The organism is Chryseobacterium sp. RU33C, from assembly GCF_900156015.1.
In the GTDB taxonomy this organism is placed as follows: Bacteria; Bacteroidota; Bacteroidia; order Flavobacteriales; family Weeksellaceae; genus Chryseobacterium; species Chryseobacterium candidae.
This window is the reverse complement of sequence record NZ_FTMT01000013.1, coordinates 1-17,011: the sequence shown is the minus strand read 5'-3', so window position 1 is coordinate 17,011 and position 17,011 is coordinate 1. Positions and strand designations below refer to the sequence as shown.

Annotated in this window: 15 protein-coding genes; 6 read left to right on the top strand and 9 right to left on the bottom strand. The window is 36.4% G+C overall.

Translation table 11 applies throughout. The features are described from left to right. Nucleotides 1-129: 129 nt before the first annotated feature. The gene (locus BW946_RS12045) at nucleotides 130-1,401 is read left to right on the top strand and encodes a Y-family DNA polymerase (protein WP_076596423.1); all 1,272 of its coding nucleotides are present in this window, start codon (nucleotides 130-132) and stop codon (nucleotides 1,399-1,401) included. A 24-nt stretch (nucleotides 1,402-1,425) separates the two neighbouring features. Here BW946_RS12045 and BW946_RS12040 read toward each other — a convergent pair whose 3' ends face one another. After that, complete coding sequence (locus BW946_RS12040; protein ID WP_228402564.1) at nucleotides 1,426-2,040, bottom strand: YdeI/OmpD-associated family protein; 615 nt, start codon at nucleotides 2,038-2,040, stop codon at nucleotides 1,426-1,428. A 2-nt stretch (nucleotides 2,041-2,042) separates the two neighbouring features. Beyond that, on the bottom strand, nucleotides 2,043-3,176 hold the full coding sequence (locus BW946_RS12035; RefSeq protein WP_083688863.1) for a serine hydrolase domain-containing protein: 1,134 nt from the start codon (nucleotides 3,174-3,176) through the stop codon (nucleotides 2,043-2,045). Nucleotides 3,177-3,276: 100 nt separating this feature from the next. Here BW946_RS12035 and BW946_RS12030 point away from each other — a divergent pair, with 100 nt between their 5' ends. Then, entirely contained in the window at nucleotides 3,277-4,605 is a 1,329-nt protein-coding gene (locus BW946_RS12030; protein WP_228402561.1) for a M48 family metalloprotease, read from the top strand. A 69-nt stretch (nucleotides 4,606-4,674) separates the two neighbouring features. On the opposite strand, the gene BW946_RS12025 is transcribed toward BW946_RS12030, so the two are convergent. The 3 genes from BW946_RS12025 to BW946_RS12015 all read right to left on the bottom strand — a co-directional run bounded on the left by BW946_RS12025 (nucleotide 4,675) and on the right by BW946_RS12015 (nucleotide 8,786). After that, nucleotides 4,675-6,204, bottom strand: coding sequence for a hypothetical protein (locus BW946_RS12025; protein ID WP_076596421.1), 1,530 nt, complete (start codon nucleotides 6,202-6,204; stop codon nucleotides 4,675-4,677). A gap of 88 nt (nucleotides 6,205-6,292) precedes the next feature. Continuing rightward, a complete protein-coding gene (locus BW946_RS12020) occupies nucleotides 6,293-7,141 on the bottom strand; it encodes a hypothetical protein (protein ID WP_076596420.1) in 849 nt (282 codons plus the stop codon). Between the two features lie 103 nt (nucleotides 7,142-7,244). Further along, complete coding sequence (locus BW946_RS12015; protein ID WP_076596419.1) at nucleotides 7,245-8,786, bottom strand: glycine--tRNA ligase; 1,542 nt, start codon at nucleotides 8,784-8,786, stop codon at nucleotides 7,245-7,247. A 302-nt stretch (nucleotides 8,787-9,088) separates the two neighbouring features. Here BW946_RS12015 and BW946_RS12010 point away from each other — a divergent pair, with 302 nt between their 5' ends. Both BW946_RS12010 and BW946_RS12000 read left to right on the top strand, forming a co-directional pair. Next, nucleotides 9,089-9,796: a pseudouridine synthase gene (locus BW946_RS12010; protein ID WP_076596418.1), complete on the top strand. Its 708-nt coding sequence runs from the start codon at nucleotides 9,089-9,091 to the stop codon at nucleotides 9,794-9,796. A 364-nt stretch (nucleotides 9,797-10,160) separates the two neighbouring features. Continuing rightward, complete coding sequence (locus tag BW946_RS12000) at nucleotides 10,161-11,198, top strand: quinone-dependent dihydroorotate dehydrogenase (RefSeq protein WP_076596416.1); 1,038 nt, start codon at nucleotides 10,161-10,163, stop codon at nucleotides 11,196-11,198. Nucleotides 11,199-11,230: 32 nt separating this feature from the next. On the opposite strand, the gene BW946_RS11995 is transcribed toward BW946_RS12000, so the two are convergent. Further along, entirely contained in the window at nucleotides 11,231-12,121 is an 891-nt protein-coding gene (locus BW946_RS11995) for a hypothetical protein (protein WP_076596415.1), read from the bottom strand. Nucleotides 12,122-12,148: 27 nt separating this feature from the next. After that, the gene (locus BW946_RS11990; RefSeq protein WP_076596414.1) at nucleotides 12,149-13,393 is read right to left on the bottom strand and encodes a DUF445 domain-containing protein; all 1,245 of its coding nucleotides are present in this window, start codon (nucleotides 13,391-13,393) and stop codon (nucleotides 12,149-12,151) included. Nucleotides 13,394-13,535: 142 nt separating this feature from the next. Here BW946_RS11990 and msrB point away from each other — a divergent pair, with 142 nt between their 5' ends. Next, nucleotides 13,536-13,982, top strand: a complete 447-nt coding sequence (gene msrB / locus BW946_RS11985) for a peptide-methionine (R)-S-oxide reductase MsrB (protein ID WP_228402557.1) — start codon at nucleotides 13,536-13,538, stop codon at nucleotides 13,980-13,982. A gap of 34 nt (nucleotides 13,983-14,016) precedes the next feature. Here the strand turns inward: msrB and BW946_RS11980 are convergent, their stop codons facing one another. Further along, nucleotides 14,017-15,534: a hypothetical protein gene (locus BW946_RS11980; RefSeq protein WP_076596413.1), complete on the bottom strand. Its 1,518-nt coding sequence runs from the start codon at nucleotides 15,532-15,534 to the stop codon at nucleotides 14,017-14,019. A gap of 179 nt (nucleotides 15,535-15,713) precedes the next feature. Between BW946_RS11980 and BW946_RS11975 the strand changes: the two genes are divergently transcribed. Next, complete coding sequence (locus BW946_RS11975) at nucleotides 15,714-16,484, top strand: murein L,D-transpeptidase catalytic domain family protein (RefSeq protein ID WP_076596412.1); 771 nt, start codon at nucleotides 15,714-15,716, stop codon at nucleotides 16,482-16,484. Nucleotides 16,485-16,795: 311 nt separating this feature from the next. Here the strand turns inward: BW946_RS11975 and BW946_RS11970 are convergent. Then, a partial coding sequence (locus tag BW946_RS11970; protein ID WP_139325998.1) for an integrase core domain-containing protein occupies nucleotides 16,796-17,011 on the bottom strand: 216 nt, incomplete at its 5' end.

The following is a 17,011-nucleotide window of genomic DNA, read 5'->3' as shown; positions in this document are numbered from 1 at the left end:
ACATGTCGTGTTTAAAAATTTTATTCATTTGTTTTTCAGATTGTTAAATGTGATGTTAATTATGGTTTAAAAGATTGTTTTATTCTTTAAAAACTATAATTTTGTGTAGAATTTTACTATACAATTGTCATGTATGCTCTGGTAGATTGTAACAATTTTTTTGTTTCGTGTGAAAGGACTTTAGATCCTGACCTTGAAGGCAAACCCGTTGTGGTATTATCCAACAACGATGGATGTGTTGTGTCCAGAAGCAAAGAGGCAAAGGATCTGGGGATTCCTATGGCTGCTCCTGCATTCAAATATAAAGAGCTTTTTCAGAAATATGATGTAAAAAGCTTTTCAGCAAAATTTGAACTGTATAATTACAAAAGCCAGCAGGTTATTAATATCGCTAAATCGTATGTTCTTGATCATGAGGTTTACAGTATTGATGAGCTTTTTCTTGATTTGACGGGATTCAAGTACATTGATATTTATGAATATTGTCTCAAGATCAGAAATGAGATTGATGAGAAAGAAAATATTCCTGTAAGTATAGGAATTGCGCCCACCAAGACTTTATGTAAAGTGGCAAACAGAATCGTAAAAGAATTTCCGGATAAATTTAAAGGAGTGTATATTCTGGATACTCCTGAGAAAATTGAAAAAGCTTTGAAATGGCTCAATATAGGAGACGTATGGGGAATAGGGAGAAGGCTTGCTGCCAAAATGAATGACAATGGGGTATACAAGGCATGGGATCTTCTTCAGAAACCTGAAATGTGGGTTCGAAAAGTTATGGGAATTCATGGAGTAAGAATGATCCATGAACTGAGGGGAATTCGTCAGCTGGAACTGGATGCTCCTTCTCCTAAAAAATCCATAGCGGTTACCCGAAGTTTTATGCAGATGCTTACAAAGAAAGAAGAAGTACGGGAAAGAGTGGAGACTTTTGGAATGTATTGCTCGGAAAGATTAAGAAAGCAGAATACCTGCTGTAAAATGATCACTGTTTTTGTACAAACCAACCGGTTCAGAAAAGATCTTCCTGAATACAAAAATGCGGTGACCCGCATTCTTTCTAATCCTACCAATTCGTCCATTCTCATCGGAAGGGTGGTCAATGAGCTTTTTGAATCGGTTTACAGAGAAGGGTTTCATTATAAGAGAGCAGGAGTAATGGTGAATGATTTTGTGCCTGAAGATCAGAGACAGATCAGCCTTTTCGAAGAAGATATTCAAAACCAACACCTTCCTGTGATGAAAGCTATGGATGCGATGAACAGGAAATTTGGAAAAGATAAAGTGAGACTGGGAAGCATGAGCGGGGAAAATACCTTTGGGCGCGCAAAACTGTCCCCGGAATATGAGGCCTTTCTGAAAAAAAACACATTACCGGAAGCGAACTTCAGATTTCATTAAGAATATCTCGTCTGCAGTTTATATCTATTTTTTTTCATATTTCCAGTTTCTTCCTTTACCCTCAGCGATCCATTCTAAAGCCTGATCCATTCTTTTATGTCGCGTAGCTTCTGTTTTAGCATCTGCAATCCATGTAATATATTCCTTTCGGAAAGATGGGGAAGCCTTCAAAAATACGTCAAGAGCAATCTGATGGGTATTTAAGGCATCCTGAAAATAGTCAGGAACCTCCATTTCTGTTTTGGAAGGAGCTGCTTTTTTCATGGTAACGCCCATATCCGTAAGCTCCATGGCTTCCTTAATCGCTTTTTTCAGCTGAGGTTTGGAGGGAAGATCCCCGATTTGTGCAATTTTTCCTAAACTGAACATTGAATTTTTCTCAATATCCTGAGTGATTTCCTGCATGGTTTTCATTTCTCTTTCAAGCCAGAATCCAAAAGTACAATGCTGTTTGAAAGAAGCCATGGCACAAAGATTTTTCCCTTTATAGATAAAGTGCGGAAAACCCCACTTCATCGTTTCTTCGGCATCAGGACAGAATTCATGAACGGCTTCACGGATGTAATGCAGGATAGGTTTTGCAAAATCCTGTGATTTTTCAATATATGCATCAATTGTAGAACTATACTTCTCCATCATGTTTATTGGAATAATTGTACAATTTCATTCACAAGGAATTTTACCTGATCAGGTCTTCCTCTGTCATTTTTAGGGTTGTTGGAATAACTTCCGGTTTTTACAATAACCATATTGTGTTCAGGAACCATAATGATAAACTGTCCCTGCAATCCCAGAAAATAATAATGTTTGATAGGATTGTCATGATTGATCCAAAGCCCCATTCCATAAATGTTTTCAGACTTTTCTGTTGGAGTTCTCATCTGTTCAATGAAATCTGCATTAAGGATCTTATGAGATCCGACTTTTCCGTCATCCAGAAACAGCTGTCCGAGTCTGGCAAAATCTCTTGCATTGGAATGAATACAGCAATAGGCTTTTTCTATACCATAATCATCTGTACTCCATTTGGCATTTTGTTCCATTCCCAGAGGACTCCAGAATTTTTCTGATAAATAACTTGCCAATGGCTTATCCAATGCTTTTCGAAGAGCAAAACCAAGAAGTTGGGTAGAGCCGCTTTGGTATTCAAATCTGGCTCCTGGTTCTTCCTTGAATTTTCTTGAAAAAACAGCTTTTACAAGGCTTTTTCCGTAATAGGCTTTAGCATTGGGAAGAAAAGGATTGTTGTAGTCTTCATTCCAGTCTAATCCGGCTTCCATCTGAGCTAAATTTTTAAGAGTAACCTGATTTCCGAAAGGTTTATTTTTAAATTCCGGATAAAATTCTGAAAGTTTTTCATCGATAGTCGGAATAATTCCTTCTTCCAGCGCTTTTCCCAAAAGCATCACAGTCACTGCTTTTGCCATAGAAAAAGAATTGGTTGGCGATAGCTGGTTGTAGCCATCCCAGTATTGTTCATGAAGAATTTTCCCATTTCTTATCACCACCAGAGCTGCTGTTCTGGAGTGTTTTAAGTTTTCAACTAAATGTTTAGGTAAGTCTTTTTTGTTATATTCAGAATCCTCTTCCCAGAGTCTGGGCTCTTCTGTTACAATAGGATTGCTGGGAAAAAGATCTCCGTCATCAATGTGTGCGCTCAACTTTCCTTTAAGGTAGGTTTTGGAAATACCACTAAATAAATAATCATATCCAAAAAAATAAGCCGCCGCTGCACCTGCTGCCGCTCCACCTACCATATACTTTAGTATTCTCATTTTTTCATGAATGGGTCTTCAACAAATTTAGAATAATTTGGCTATAAAATTTAAAATGAACCAGCAAATAAGTTATTTTTGCTCTTAATTGATGAAAACTATGACCAGAAAACTTTTTGTATTGGGGTACTTCTTATTTTCAATCATGGGAATGGCCCAGATTTATAAACCGATAGATACTGCAGATTATATACAGAGAAAAGCATTTTTAAAGAGTTTTGAAGGAAATAATGAAGCAACTGTAAAGAGATTAAAGTCTCAATATTCCGGGAGAACAGGCTCAGAATTATCCAAAATTTATAAAGAATTCGGAACTGACTTTGAAAAGCAGGTGAAGAATAAGGATTTTATCTTTAAATCTGAATTTGAAACCAGTATACAGTTTATGATTCAACGTCTTAAAAAGAATAACCCAACAATTCCTCAGGATCTGAAAATTCTGATTGCCAAAGACAACACTCCCAATGCCTATTGCCTTGCTGACGGAACCTTTGTAATCAACATGGGGCTTTACAGCTGGCTGAATAACGAGGAACAGATTGCTGCAGTGATTTCCCATGAGCTGGGACATAAAATAGAGGAGCATTCCCTGAAAACTTTTCTAAAAATTATTGAACAGGATAAACAGGATAAAGCGGTGGTTGAGAATATAAAATCCACTACAACAAGCAGAAGCCAGAGCCGGAACCAAAAAGCTTTCGATATTTTTAAAAACAGAGTCTACAGGAAAGGAGTAGAAAGAAGACAAAGTGAAATGCAGGCAGATTCTTTGGGGTATGTCTTTTTCAGAAACGGTGATTTCAGGAAAGCGGAATTCGTCAATGCTCTTCAGAGATTACAGGATTTTGATACCATTTCTCCGAGAGAATTAAAGGTTGAAACCTATAAAAAACTTTTTAACCTTCCCAAACAGGCGTTCAATGAAAAATGGATGAAAAAGGAAGATTTCTCCCTGTACAATTATAATTTCTACAAAGAAAAGCTGAACAAAGATTCTCTGGCATCACATCCTGAAGTATCCAGAAGGATTGAAATGCTTAAAAAAACTTTTACCGAACTTAAAACTTCTGTTAGTCCGGAAAAGCCTTCAGATCTATTCTTAACATTAAAGAAAACGGCGAGGATGGAGATTTTACCCAATTATTTCCATTCAGAAGATTATGGGCTGGGAATTTATACTGCCATGCAGTTTTTACAGGATGATGAGGAAGAAAAGTATTATAAAAGCTGGTTGGGAAGATGTTTCTCAAAAATATATGAAGCGAGAAAAAACTATAATCTGAACCGGTATCTGGATAGAATAGAACCCAAAAATCAAAGTGAAAGTTATCAGCAGTTTCTGAACTTTATGTGGAACTTAAGTCTTGATGAAATAAAGAATATAGCAGACTTTTATCAGACTAATGAAACCATAGCGAAAGTAAAGTGATTTCTAATAAAGAGGCTGTATCCTACATTTGACTTTGCAAACATAGGAGACGGCCTCTTTTCTTTTATACTAGTAATTTAATTTCTCCAAACGGATCTTGTTGAATTTTTCTTTTTCATTATACTCACGGAGCAGAATATAACCTTCTTTTCCTACATACGGCGTTACTGCATAATTATCTTTTTCAGAGATTGGAATAATTTCCTGTTTGAATTTTCCATCAATAATGGTGTTGATAAACAGATTCCATCTTTTCTGTTTGGTTACTTCATCTTTTTGATAGTCGCGGTAGAAAAATACCACGTCTTTTCCTCCGTTGAGGTACTGGGAGAACAGATAATCACTGTTTACCCATTTTGATTTTTCCTTTTCAAAAACCTGAACATTTTTCACTTTGAAATCTTTATCAGTGTAAATGTATACAAGATCAGTGGTCTTCGGAGCGTTGTACTGACCAGCCGGTTTGTATTTTTCGGATAAAATACCTACACTTCCATCATTCATAAAGTACATATCTTTGGTCTGAAGCATGTAACCGCTTTCTACCATTCCATATTTGTTGACTTTTGGAAGAAAAGCAGAGATATTGGGCTCATAATTGATCGCTTTCATATCTACTGAAAAATCAGATTTGTTGAGGATCATTCTTGCAAATCCTACAGATTCGGAATCATCATAATTTCTTCCCAACAGAACTACTTTATCATCAAAAGTTTTATCATTATCAAGCTTTCTGTAGTTGGAGTAGAAGGATTCAATATTGTCTATTGTATCATCAGATAATCCGGTAATCGGTTTGTTGGAGGTTTCTTTTCCGGTTTTCATGTCAAGAACCATGAGGCTGAATGTCTTCTGCTTGTCATTCACTTTCTTCAGGATACAGTACATATAGTTTTCGTCTCTTTCCAGAACGGATAAAGTAGTGTACAGTTTTTTACTTCCGTCAGTATTGTATCTATACCTCCAGATTTCCTTTTTGTTTTCATCAAACCTCATTAGACTGTTGTTATTTTCGTACTTCCCATAGTCTTTGTATTCAACAGCAAAATAACCGCCTTCTTTCAGTTCTCCTACTGCGGAAACGTAGTTGTAGCCTTTTTCTTTTTTCTCATCACGGTTTTCCTTACGCTGTTCTTTCCAGCTCTTCGGTTCGTTGATCTCTTTGAAAGTACCGTTTTCCAGATAATCATAATATATTTTTCGGGTAATAGCATTGGTTTTCGGGTCGATTACCATAGAAACCGGAGTAAATATTTCTTTGCTTTTCACAAGAGAATAATCCATCATGGAAGGCTTTAAGATAATCTGACCTTTAAAATCAACATATCCCAGATAAGAGGCAGCCGTGATATCTCCTTCAAACTCTTTATTGGCAACAGGGTTGAGGTTTTTATCCAGGATCACATACTCAAACTTCTTGGTCTTATCACCGGATTTACCGTAAGAATATAGAGAAACGTAACCGTACAGATTGTCTTTATCATCGAATAGAGCATTCATCCCCACATGATCACCTGCAGCGAGTGTTGTAAGGTCCTGAGTCTGGGAAAATGCAAATGTCTGGATTAATCCAAACATCATCAGCGTTATTTTTTTCATGGTTAAAATTTGAGGGATAAAAGTAATAAATTAACTCATATGTTGTGAAAAATAAAAAAGCCCTGGAAATATTTCCAAAGCTTACAACCTAAAATGCAAAATAATTATTAATAGTACTCGTAAAGCCAGTTATGAGTACTTGTTCCATAGCCTGAGATATCGTAGTAACAGCTTTGGTAGGATAGTTGTCTCCGTTAAGCGTGTAAACTGCGGTAATTTTGTTGGTTCCATTGGATAAACCGGAATAACTCTCTGTTTGATTCAATAGATTATTATACCCTATTTGCCCGTCACTCACATCAAATAAATTAATCTTAACAAAACCTTTTATATTCTTCATAGGATTGTTGAAGGTGTCATAAGTATTGGTAATATTGTAGGTAACTCCGTTATATGTATATTTTGCTGAAGCCACATTTCCTGCATTGGTTAAATTAACATCCACCTGTGCAAATACAAGATTGGAATACGTTCCTGTTGAAGGATTATAAGTTCCGCTTTTATACTCATCAAACTGAACATGGGTATCACTGAGATACTGATAAATTTTGGTATAGATCAGCGTTCCCTGTTCTTTATCAGTTATCTTTTCCGTTGAAAGTCTTCCATTGGAATAGGTGAATTCTCTCATAAGGACCAGAGAGCCACCAATGAACTCTTCTGTCTTAGCAATATAATCTCCGCTGTAAGTATAAATCACTCTATCATCATCTGATGCATTGTAGGTTTCTATAAGCTTGTCTCCATTATACTTAAATTCCACCACATAAGGCTGGCCGCCAGGATTGACGTCAGTTGCTTTTTTCAAGAGTGGAGAAGTACCCGTGTTATTGTTATGAGAGTTATTGCTGTTGTCTCTGTGGTCGGCCGGATTATCATTAGACACACAACTTGAGAGCACTGCTACAGCCAGTGATGAAAGTATTAGCTTTTTCATGGTTATTATTAGTTTTTTAATCCGCTAAAAATAATCATTTTTATGGTATGTTGATCCGGAATGTATGAAAAATAAAAAAGCCCTGAAAAACAGGGCTTTTAAACTATAATTGAGAAAGTAAATTTCTGAAGTTTGTCTTCTCATCAATGATTCTTCTCAACTCTGAAACGGGAACTCTTTCCTGCTGCATCGTGTCTCTGTCTCTGATGGTTACCGTATGATCAACTAAAGAGTCATGATCTACAGTGATACAGTATGGAGTACCAATGGCATCCTGTCTTCTGTAACGTTTTCCGATAGCATCTTTCTCTTCGTAGAACAGGTTGAAATCATATTTCAGATCATTGAAGATCTTTTCTGCATACTCTGCTAAACCATCTTTCTTCATCAATGGAAGAATAGCGGCTTTAATTGGTGCCAATGCCGGAGGTAACGATAAAACTGTTCTTTCTGAACCGTCTTCCAATACTTCGTCTCTTAAACAATGTGAGAATATAGAAAGGAATAATCGGTCTAAACCTACTGAAGTTTCCACTACGTAAGGAACATAGTTTTCGTTTCTCTCAGGATCAAAGAACTGAAGTTTTCTTCCTGAGAATTCTTCATGCGCTTTTAAGTCGAAATCTGTTCTTGAGTGAATACCTTCCAGTTCTTTAAATCCGAATGGGAAGTTAAACTCAATATCAGCTGCAGCATTTGCATAGTGAGCAAGCTTTTCGTGATCGTGGAATCTGTAATTCTCATCTCCCAAACCTAAAGCTTTGTGCCAGTTCAGACGCTTTTGCTTCCACTGCTCGTAGAATTCAAGTTCTGTACCCGGAGCAACGAAAAACTGCATTTCCATCTGTTCGAATTCACGCATTCTGAAAATAAACTGTCTTGCCACAATTTCATTTCTGAACGCCTTACCAATCTGTGCAATACCGAAAGGAAGCTTGTGACGCGAAGTTTTCTGTACGTTTAAAAAGTTAACGAAAATACCCTGAGCCGTTTCTGGTCTCAGATAAAGATCCATGGCGCTGTCAGCAGAAGCTCCCAGCTTGGTACCGAACATCAGGTTAAATTGTCTTACCTCTGTCCAGTTTTTAGAACCCGTATCAGGATCTGCAATTTCAAGCTCTTCAATCAAAGCTTTTACATCAGCAAGGTCTTCTTTTTCCAGAGATTTTGCCAGTCTTGAGAGAATAGTCTCTCTTTTGGCTCTGTATTCCAGAATTTTTGGATTTGTAGCCACAAACTGATCTTTATCGAAAGCATCCCCGAATCTTTTCGCTGCTTTTTCAATTTCCTTGTTCTCTTTATCTTCAATTTTAGCACAATAATCTTCCACCAAAACATCTGCTCTGAAACGCTTCTTAGAATCTTTATTATCAATCAATGGATCGTTGAAAGCGTCTACGTGGCCCGATGCCTTCCAGGTTGTTGGGTGCATTAGGATCGCCGAATCAATGCCGACAATATTTTCGTTAAGCTGTACCATAGCTTTCCACCAATATTGTTTGATATTATTTTTTAGTTCGGCACCGTTCTGTCCATAATCATAAACAGCGGATAAACCATCATAGATCTCACTCGATGGGAAAATAAAACCATATTCTTTAGCGTGAGAAATCACTTTCTTGAAAACATCTTCTTGCTTTGCCATAATTTTTTTACGTCTGATATGCAAAAATATGAATTTGGAATCAAAATCATGAGTTTCAATAAAAAAAGCCGTTAATAAACAGACAAATATCTACAAATTAATTTTTAAGGAGCCGGGAACCCGCTCTCCGTTCCAATTCCTCGCTCGGCGGTTCTGCTTCGCGCCGCCGCCTCAATGCGGGATTTTCTCTTAGATCGGGGCTATTGATAAAGGAATGTCTAAACCTAACAGGTTTTCAAAACCTGTTAGGTTTACAAATATGGCCGCATATAATATCAGTCGAAAATCTTTACTTTTGCCGAATGTTAGAAATTCTTTATCGTGACGAGCATCTTATTGCCATCAACAAACCCAGCGGATTATTGGTTCATAAATCTTTCTATGCGGGAGAAGCCGATACCTATGCTATTCAGGAGCTGAAGAAGCAGATTGGGCAAAAAGTGTATCCCGTACACCGTTTAGACCGAAAAACTTCGGGTGTTCTGCTATTTACTTTAGATAAAGATACTCTTAGAATCATGAGTGAGAAGTTTGCATCACGCGACGTAGAGAAAATATATCTGGCTATTCTTCGGGGATGGACAAAAGAAGAAGAAACCATTGATTATGATTTGGTTAATGAAAATGAAGTCACACAGAATGCGGTTACTTACTATCGTCGTTTGCAGACTTCAGAAATAGATTTACCCTTTTTAAAACACCAGACTTCAAGATATTCTTTGGTAGAAGCCATCCCTGAAACAGGAAGATTTCATCAGCTGAGAAAACATTTTAAACATATTCTCCATCCTATTTTAGGCTGCCGGAAACATGGCTGCAATAAACAGAATAAATTGTGGCTTCAAACATTTGAGATCAATAAAATGACGCTTCATGCCCATCAATTGATTTTCAATCATCCTGTTTCTAATGAAAGAATTACAGTAAATGCTACTATAGATGAAGAGTTCAAAAGGGTAGGGGATATTCTGAATTTTGACCTGAGTGCGTACTCTTCATTAAAACCTTGACAAGGATGGTGTTTATAATTATATTAAAAAAGTATCCCATTTCATTTAACAGATAACGTAGATTTCTCTTTATCTGTTGTTTTTAACGCAATGTTCGCAAAGTTTATATTTCCGATCGTAAGGGCACTTCGTTCAGCAAAGGCTGATAGTGTGTACTTTGCTTAGTGAAACGCCCTTGCGAACCAAAATGTTTTCAGGATAATCATCTTTCTTTGCGGTCGCAGCGTTAAAAAATCCCACTAATTTGTTGCATATATAGTTGTTTTCCAGCTTATAGATACTATAGATGAGCCATTTCGATAAAATATTATACATCAATATAGCATTAATTTTAAAAAGAGTAATTTTGTAAAACTTTTTTTCAATGTACAAATCGCTCATTCGTCCTATTCTTTTCAAATTCGATCCTGAAGATGTTCATCACTTTACCTTCTCAATGCTTAAGAATTTTGGATTTCTTACCAAACTGTTTTTACCAAAACCTATTGAAGACAAACGTCTGGAAAGAGAAGTTTTCGGATTAAAATTTAAAAATCCTGTAGGACTGGCTGCCGGTTTCGATAAAAATGCAGTGTTATTTAACGAATTGGGAGATCTTGGTTTTGGATTTGTAGAAATCGGAACCGTAACTCCAAGAGCTCAGGCCGGAAATCCTAAGAAAAGATTGTTCCGTCTTATTGAAGATGGTGGAATTATCAACAGAATGGGATTCAACAATGACGGTCTTGAAGCAGCTATTGAGAAGCTGAAATCCAACAAAGGAAAAATAATTATCGGTGGAAACATCGGAAAAAATACAGATACAAGCCCGGAAAATTATACCCAGGATTATCTGGACTGCTTTGAAGGTCTTCATCCTCATGTAGATTACTTTGTCCTGAATGTGAGCTGCCCGAACGTAGGAAGCCACGCCAAGCTGGAAGATGTAGACTATTTGAGAGAGCTGATTACGGAAGTGAAAAAGATAAATGAATCAAAATCTGTACAGAAACCTATACTACTTAAAATTGCACCGGATCTTAATAATAATCAATTGGATGAAATCATTGAACTGATTGCAGAAACAAAGATTGATGGTATTGTAGTGTCCAATACTTCTGTGAACAGAGAAGGGCTGAAAACCTCTCCCGAAGTTTTAGAACAGATAGGAAATGGTGGATTAAGTGGAAAACCCATCCGTGAAAGAAGTACAAAAATGATCAAATACCTTTCTGATAAAAGCAACAGGGCATTTCCAATCATTGGAGTAGGAGGAATTCATTCTGCTAAAGATGCGATGGAGAAGCTGGATGCAGGAGCTGTATTGGTTCAGTTGTATACCGGATTTATTTATGAAGGTCCGCAACTGATCAACGACATCAATCAGGAATTACTAAAAAGAGCCAGCAGATTACCAAGATAATAACAAAAAGAGAGTTGATATGACTCTCTTTTTTATTTTGACTTTACGACGGTTGCATTTTTTAGATCAACGGTAAATGTATGAGCTGGTGTGCTATCGGATTTACCTATTTTATATTTGATCGTTTGCCTGTCTTTGGATTTTGTTTTGGTAGCATCATAGATGTTTTCCAGACAACTTTCTATCAGGAATTCTTGATAGTGTTTATAATTCCAGTCTTTGGTAAAATAAAGAACTCTATAGCCTTTCTCACCTTCACTTGCTCCGCATCTTCCACAGGCATTAAAATTTGATGTCTGCTCAAAATAGAGCAGAACTCTGTTTCCGTTTTCTCCTGCGGCATAGGAAATCAATTCGTTTCCACCCGCTTTATTAATGAAATCATAGGTATTGATCTTTTTATTGTTAGGCAGGAACAGGTAATTGTTGAGACGATAAATCATAGCATTACCTGTAAATAATTTAGCCGGCTGAACTTTTTTGCCCAGATAAAAATGCCCGGGAATCGGGTTGTTATTCATACTCATGTTTTCGAATATAATAGATTCCTGAGGAGCTAGTTTTTGGGCTGTCTCATCTGTTTTTTCTACTTTCTGAAGAGAGGTGATCTGCTCTTTCAGAAGCTTAGAATTTTGTTTTTGTTTGCTTCCGAAATTATACAATGACAGGTTTCCATAATAATTATATATTCCGGTGAGGGGAATTTTCTTTTTGTATTTGTCGTAATAATACCATCCGTCAACGTAATGCTGATACTGGTCACAATCTACCACACCTGTATAGTTGAGCTCTATAGTAATAGGTACTCCGCCGATTTCTCCGGTAAAAGTCTGTGAAGAATCCGTTACTTTCTTGAATTCAACTTTCTGGCAGAGAGCAACTGTGAGGGAAAAGAAAAAGAATACAGTGAAAATTTTTTTCATGGTTGAGTGATTCGTGGTTTTAGTTTCTTAAATAAAAAAATGAGCGATGGTGTAGATGATCAGCCCGACCAGACCTCCAACCAGTGTTCCGTTGACCCGGATAAACTGCAGATCTTTTCCTACTTCCAGTTCCAGCTTTTCACTCAGTTCTTTCCCTTGCCAGTTCCCAACAGTTGTACTGATGAGGTTCCCGAATTGATGGGTGTTTTTCAGAATATATTTATAAGCCGTCACCCGAACCCAATGATCAATTTTGTTCTGAAGGTTTTCATCAGTCTTTAAATTTTGGGCAAATTCATTCAGATTTTTAGTAAGATAATTTTTCAAAGCAGAATTCTCCTCCTGAAGTTCTTTCATCAGTGTTTTTTTAATGGAAACCCAGATGTCATTGGAATATTCATCCAGTTTATCATTTTTCAGAAGCCCGTTTTTAATGGTTTTAAATTCCTCATCCCATTTCGGATCTTCTTTCAGATCAACAGAGAATTCATGAATTTTCTGCGTAATTAATCCTCTTACTTCATGTTCAGGATTTTCTTCTATTTCTTTGAAAAAATCAGAAAGTCCGTCTGCAATTTTATCGGCAATTTTAGTGTCTACAAATGATGGAATGAAAGAATAGCTTCCTTTTTTTACCCGCTCCTGAATCATTGCATCGTTTTCAATGATGTATTCTTTGATTTGTTTCGAAAGATTGGTGATGATTCTCTGGTGGTCATTTTTTTCAAGAATATATCCGATTCCGTTTCCAACCACTTTATTAAGCTTAATATCATCCGTCATTTCAGAAACCTTTTTACTGATAAACTGGCTTACCGTAGAATCATCAAGCTTATTAAGAATATCAAGAACAATATCAGAAAGATTTTTAATCAAAATCTCCTGGCTTTTTTCCTTGCCCAGCCATTCCCCGACAAAATTAGAAACTTTAAGTTTTTGGATATAAGGACGGATATTCTGAGGAGAAAGAAAGTTTCCAACCACAAAACTCCCGAGATTGTCTCCCAATCTCTGTTTACTGTTCTCAATCAGGTTGGTATGTGGAATGGGAAGTCCCAGAGGATGACGGAATAATGCGGTTACTGCAAACCAGTCAGCAAGTGCCCCTACCATTGCAGCTTCAGCAAATGCGCGCACATAGCCGATCCAATGAGATTGATTAGACTTTTGTAAAATAGTGGTAACAATAAAAATAACAGCCATCAGGACAAATAACCCTGTGGCAAATGCTTTATATTTTCTGAGTTGTTTTCTTTTTGCTTCGTCATTCATATTCTCAAATTTACTAAATTTGGTTATGAAACCATTCGTGGTTACAGAATTAAAATTGATGATGAAATTTTTAATTTCAATAACCCTGTTAATTATTCTGCAGGCTTGTACGCAAAACTACCAACCTATTAAAACCCCTTCTATGAAAAATACAGAAGCAAAAAATAATCCATACTATTCCAGAACAGATACTGAAAAACTCAATATTTCCAATGAAGAATGGAAAAAGATCCTTGCTCCGGATCTCTACGCCATTGCCAGAGAAGCAGCTACAGAAAGAGCTTTTACGGGAAAATACAATGAATTTGATGAGGTAGGAGAGTATTATTGTGCCGTATGTGGAAATCACCTGTTCCGTTCTACATCTAAATTTTCCAGCAGCTGTGGATGGCCAAGTTTTTTTGAAGCGGATAAAGAAGGCGTGTATTATGTAAGAGATCAGTCGTATGGAATGGATAGAGTAGAAGTACTCTGCAAAAGATGTGATTCCCATTTGGGACATGTCTTTGATGATGGTCCGAAGCCTACAGGATTGAGATATTGCATGAATTCTGTAAGTCTGGAATTTGTTCCGGATTCTCAAAAATAAATAAAAACCACCTGCTACAGGTGGTTTCTCACTTTTAAGAGGATAATAGTCCGGCTGCTTTAAGATTATCTTCCAGGTTTTTTAACCTTACCCATACATCTTGTGCTGTTGCTGATGGTGAAGGTTCAGCTGCTGTGAGCGCATCGGCCTGTGTTCCTATGAGTTTCCATCCGGATGAGCTTCCACTGGCTGTTTTTATCCATAGCATCTTGTTACCTCCATCATTATTGATATAAATACTTCCAGGATTGGCCGCAATGCTTGGAGCTCCATTTCCATTAAAAAGACCTCTATCGTTTTTACTGCCATCAGAAGTAGCCCATCTGAATCCTTGTTCTGCATATACAGAATTTCCATAAAATCCTTTTCCTTCACCGTTCACAAAAAATACTTTATTGCCAGAGGCATCTAATCCGCTATAAAGTTCATATGAGGAAGATGCCTGATTTTGTAAGGTTAATACAGGGTTTACTGAATTTGTGGTTAGTAAATTTCCGCTGTTCGTTTCATAAGAATTTTCTTCCCCATTGTTTTCTACAGAGCTTTTATAAAGTCCAAAACCTTTTGAAATGACCTGACATCTTTTAGAATATTTATCAAATATGATTGCATAGAATGGATCTTGTGGATTTTCCATTCTTGGTCCTACGATAGTATTGCTTTCTCCGGTTATTTGTGCTGCGGTAGCATTGTCAGGATCATTGTCTTCGAAAGACGGATAAAGAAATCTGTTATTATTATAAGGATGGAGATTGATTTGTTTATCTTCCATAAGTATATGGAATGTTTTAACTTTCGGGAAACTGGTACTATGGTTGAATGTTCCACCATAGAAAGTATTTTCATTGATATAGCCTTGAACATCATTTTTCTCGAATTTCAGATTGATTTTATTGTCGTGAAAATAGTTGATAAAGAAGGTGTTATATGAAGTTCCGCCACCTCGGCCATTATCAGAATATATTAATGTCCCTATTTTAAATCCGGTCACCCTTTTAATTTCAATGGTCGAAGCGATTACATTCATAATTACTATTCCTGTTGAGTCTGAGTCATTATATATCTTTTTTGAACAATTAAGCCCCTGAATATTTAATCCTGCCAATGAATCCTCTACAGGTTGATTAATAGCAGGGCCATGAGTTCCTATAACAATAGCATTTCCGGTAAAGGATTCTTTTACATTTAAATTACCCTCAATTTTTATTGTTGTATCGGGAGCAACATCTATATTAACCGTTTCGGTGATATCATAATCACCATTGGGAATATATAGAGACTTGTAATTATATTTTTTTGCAAGCTTTATTCCTTTATTGATAGCGGTTGAAGTGTAGCCTCTGTCTGCATTAAGTCCAAATCTTCTGACATTAATTGGGTGACCTCCCATATAGTCTTCAAGCACATAGGTATTTCCGGAATGCTCCAGATAAATAACTCCATCTTCATTGTTAATAGTTGATGAAATAGGAGAGTTATTATGAAGAAATGTAGCGGTTGGAAAATAATTCAGCGTTTCATTGGTTGCTGGATTTACAATTTGTATTGACATAATAATTTTGTTTTTTTGTTATTTTGAATATTGATGTTTTTAAAGTATTGATATTAAATTATTCACAGAATCAGGACGTTAAAGTTTCTTAAATAGCGTTAAACTTTTTTCGTTTTTACCCTTTGCGTAATGATGTTTTTATACTTTTGCTCCACTAATTTGGATTTATATAGTATTGAATGAAAGGATTTTATAGCGTATTAGGCCTTGTTTACATGGTTACCACCTCATTCTACATTTCTCCACGAGGAGCTGTAAAGAATGAAAATTTCATGACGGCAAAGACTGAAATAGTATCTATTGCTGATGACACGAAATCTGAGAAGACTACAACTGCTGTTTCTTCATCAGAAGCATTATACCAATCAATTGCATTTGACCAAGGGCATGAACTGAACTATGACGTATTCTCAAAAGCATTGACCGGTTACGAAAACTTAAAGAAAGCAGGATTGCTTACTCAGGATTCGCATTTATTAACGATCTGCGATTTTTCTATGTCTTCCAACACCAAAAGACTTTGGGTTATTGACCTTGCAGACAAAAAAGTTCTGTTCAACTCATTGGTTGCCCATGGTAAAAATACAGGCGAAGAATTTGCGACGAATTTTTCTAACAGGGAAAGTTCGTTACAGAGCAGCCTGGGATTTTATATCACAGATGCAACCTATCAGGGAGAAAACGGATATTCTTTAAAACTGTTGGGCATGGACAGGGGATTCAATGATGCAGCTTACAGAAGAGCAATTGTAATGCACGGAGCCAATTATGTAAGCGATGAATTTGCTGCTATGCACAAAAGGATCGGAAGAAGCTGGGGATGCCCCGCAGTACCAAGAGAGCTGACGCAGCCGATCATCAATACCATAAAAGGTAGAAATCTTCTGTTCATTTATTATCCTGATCAGAATTATCTTTCCTCTTCGGAATGGTTGAAAGGGCAAGTATAAGATAAAGCAGTCAGGTTGGGCTGCTTTTTTTATGTATTGCTAATTTTGGACAATTGGATAAAAAATTTTCTGTGGTTGTTAAGTTTAAATTACACATCATATTTTCTGTTTAAATAATTTTATTTGTAAATTCTTGCAAGTAATTTTACTAAAACAAAAGTATTGACGGGTAGCGACAAAAGAAGTCGTATTATAATTAATTTTTCATTTTTTTTTAATCAGAAAATTATTACTTGTAAAAAGGTATTGTTTATCTGTAAAGTAGTGACTAGTCCTGAAAAAGGTTGACTAGTTTAATATTTCAAATATACTTAAATCAGAGTAGGAATTTTCCTATTCTGATTTTGTTTTTTGTATGTTTTTAATTTCACGTTATTTTTCATATGCACTTGGCTAGGGATGTTATAATTTAGGGAAAAATGAGGTCTTAAATTATTATAATAATAAATTGATTGGTCAAGCTGCTGTGAGAGATTCTTAAAGTTTTCAAAAGTATCAATCAATCCAAACTCATATTTCAGAATGCC

What these genes read in the sequence shown, in the direction of transcription:
- BW946_RS12045 (WP_076596423.1), top strand. Translation starts at nt 130, where the DNA reads ATGTATGCTCTGGTAGATTGTAACAATTTTTTTGTTTCGTGTGAAAGG.
- BW946_RS12040 (WP_228402564.1), bottom strand. Translation starts at nt 2,040, where the DNA reads ATGATGGAGAAGTATAGTTCTACAATTGATGCATATATTGAAAAATCA.
- BW946_RS12035 (WP_083688863.1), bottom strand. Translation starts at nt 3,176, where the DNA reads ATGAGAATACTAAAGTATATGGTAGGTGGAGCGGCAGCAGGTGCAGCG.
- BW946_RS12030 (WP_228402561.1), top strand. Translation starts at nt 3,277, where the DNA reads ATGACCAGAAAACTTTTTGTATTGGGGTACTTCTTATTTTCAATCATG.
- BW946_RS12025 (WP_076596421.1), bottom strand. Translation starts at nt 6,204, where the DNA reads ATGAAAAAAATAACGCTGATGATGTTTGGATTAATCCAGACATTTGCA.
- BW946_RS12020 (WP_076596420.1), bottom strand. Translation starts at nt 7,141, where the DNA reads ATGAAAAAGCTAATACTTTCATCACTGGCTGTAGCAGTGCTCTCAAGT.
- BW946_RS12015 (WP_076596419.1), bottom strand. Translation starts at nt 8,786, where the DNA reads ATGGCAAAGCAAGAAGATGTTTTCAAGAAAGTGATTTCTCACGCTAAA.
- BW946_RS12010 (WP_076596418.1), top strand. Translation starts at nt 9,089, where the DNA reads ATGTTAGAAATTCTTTATCGTGACGAGCATCTTATTGCCATCAACAAA.
- BW946_RS12000 (WP_076596416.1), top strand. Translation starts at nt 10,161, where the DNA reads ATGTACAAATCGCTCATTCGTCCTATTCTTTTCAAATTCGATCCTGAA.
- BW946_RS11995 (WP_076596415.1), bottom strand. Translation starts at nt 12,121, where the DNA reads ATGAAAAAAATTTTCACTGTATTCTTTTTCTTTTCCCTCACAGTTGCT.
- BW946_RS11990 (WP_076596414.1), bottom strand. Translation starts at nt 13,393, where the DNA reads ATGAATGACGAAGCAAAAAGAAAACAACTCAGAAAATATAAAGCATTT.
- msrB (WP_228402557.1), top strand. Translation starts at nt 13,536, where the DNA reads ATGAAAAATACAGAAGCAAAAAATAATCCATACTATTCCAGAACAGAT.
- BW946_RS11980 (WP_076596413.1), bottom strand. Translation starts at nt 15,534, where the DNA reads ATGTCAATACAAATTGTAAATCCAGCAACCAATGAAACGCTGAATTAT.
- BW946_RS11975 (WP_076596412.1), top strand. Translation starts at nt 15,714, where the DNA reads ATGAAAGGATTTTATAGCGTATTAGGCCTTGTTTACATGGTTACCACC.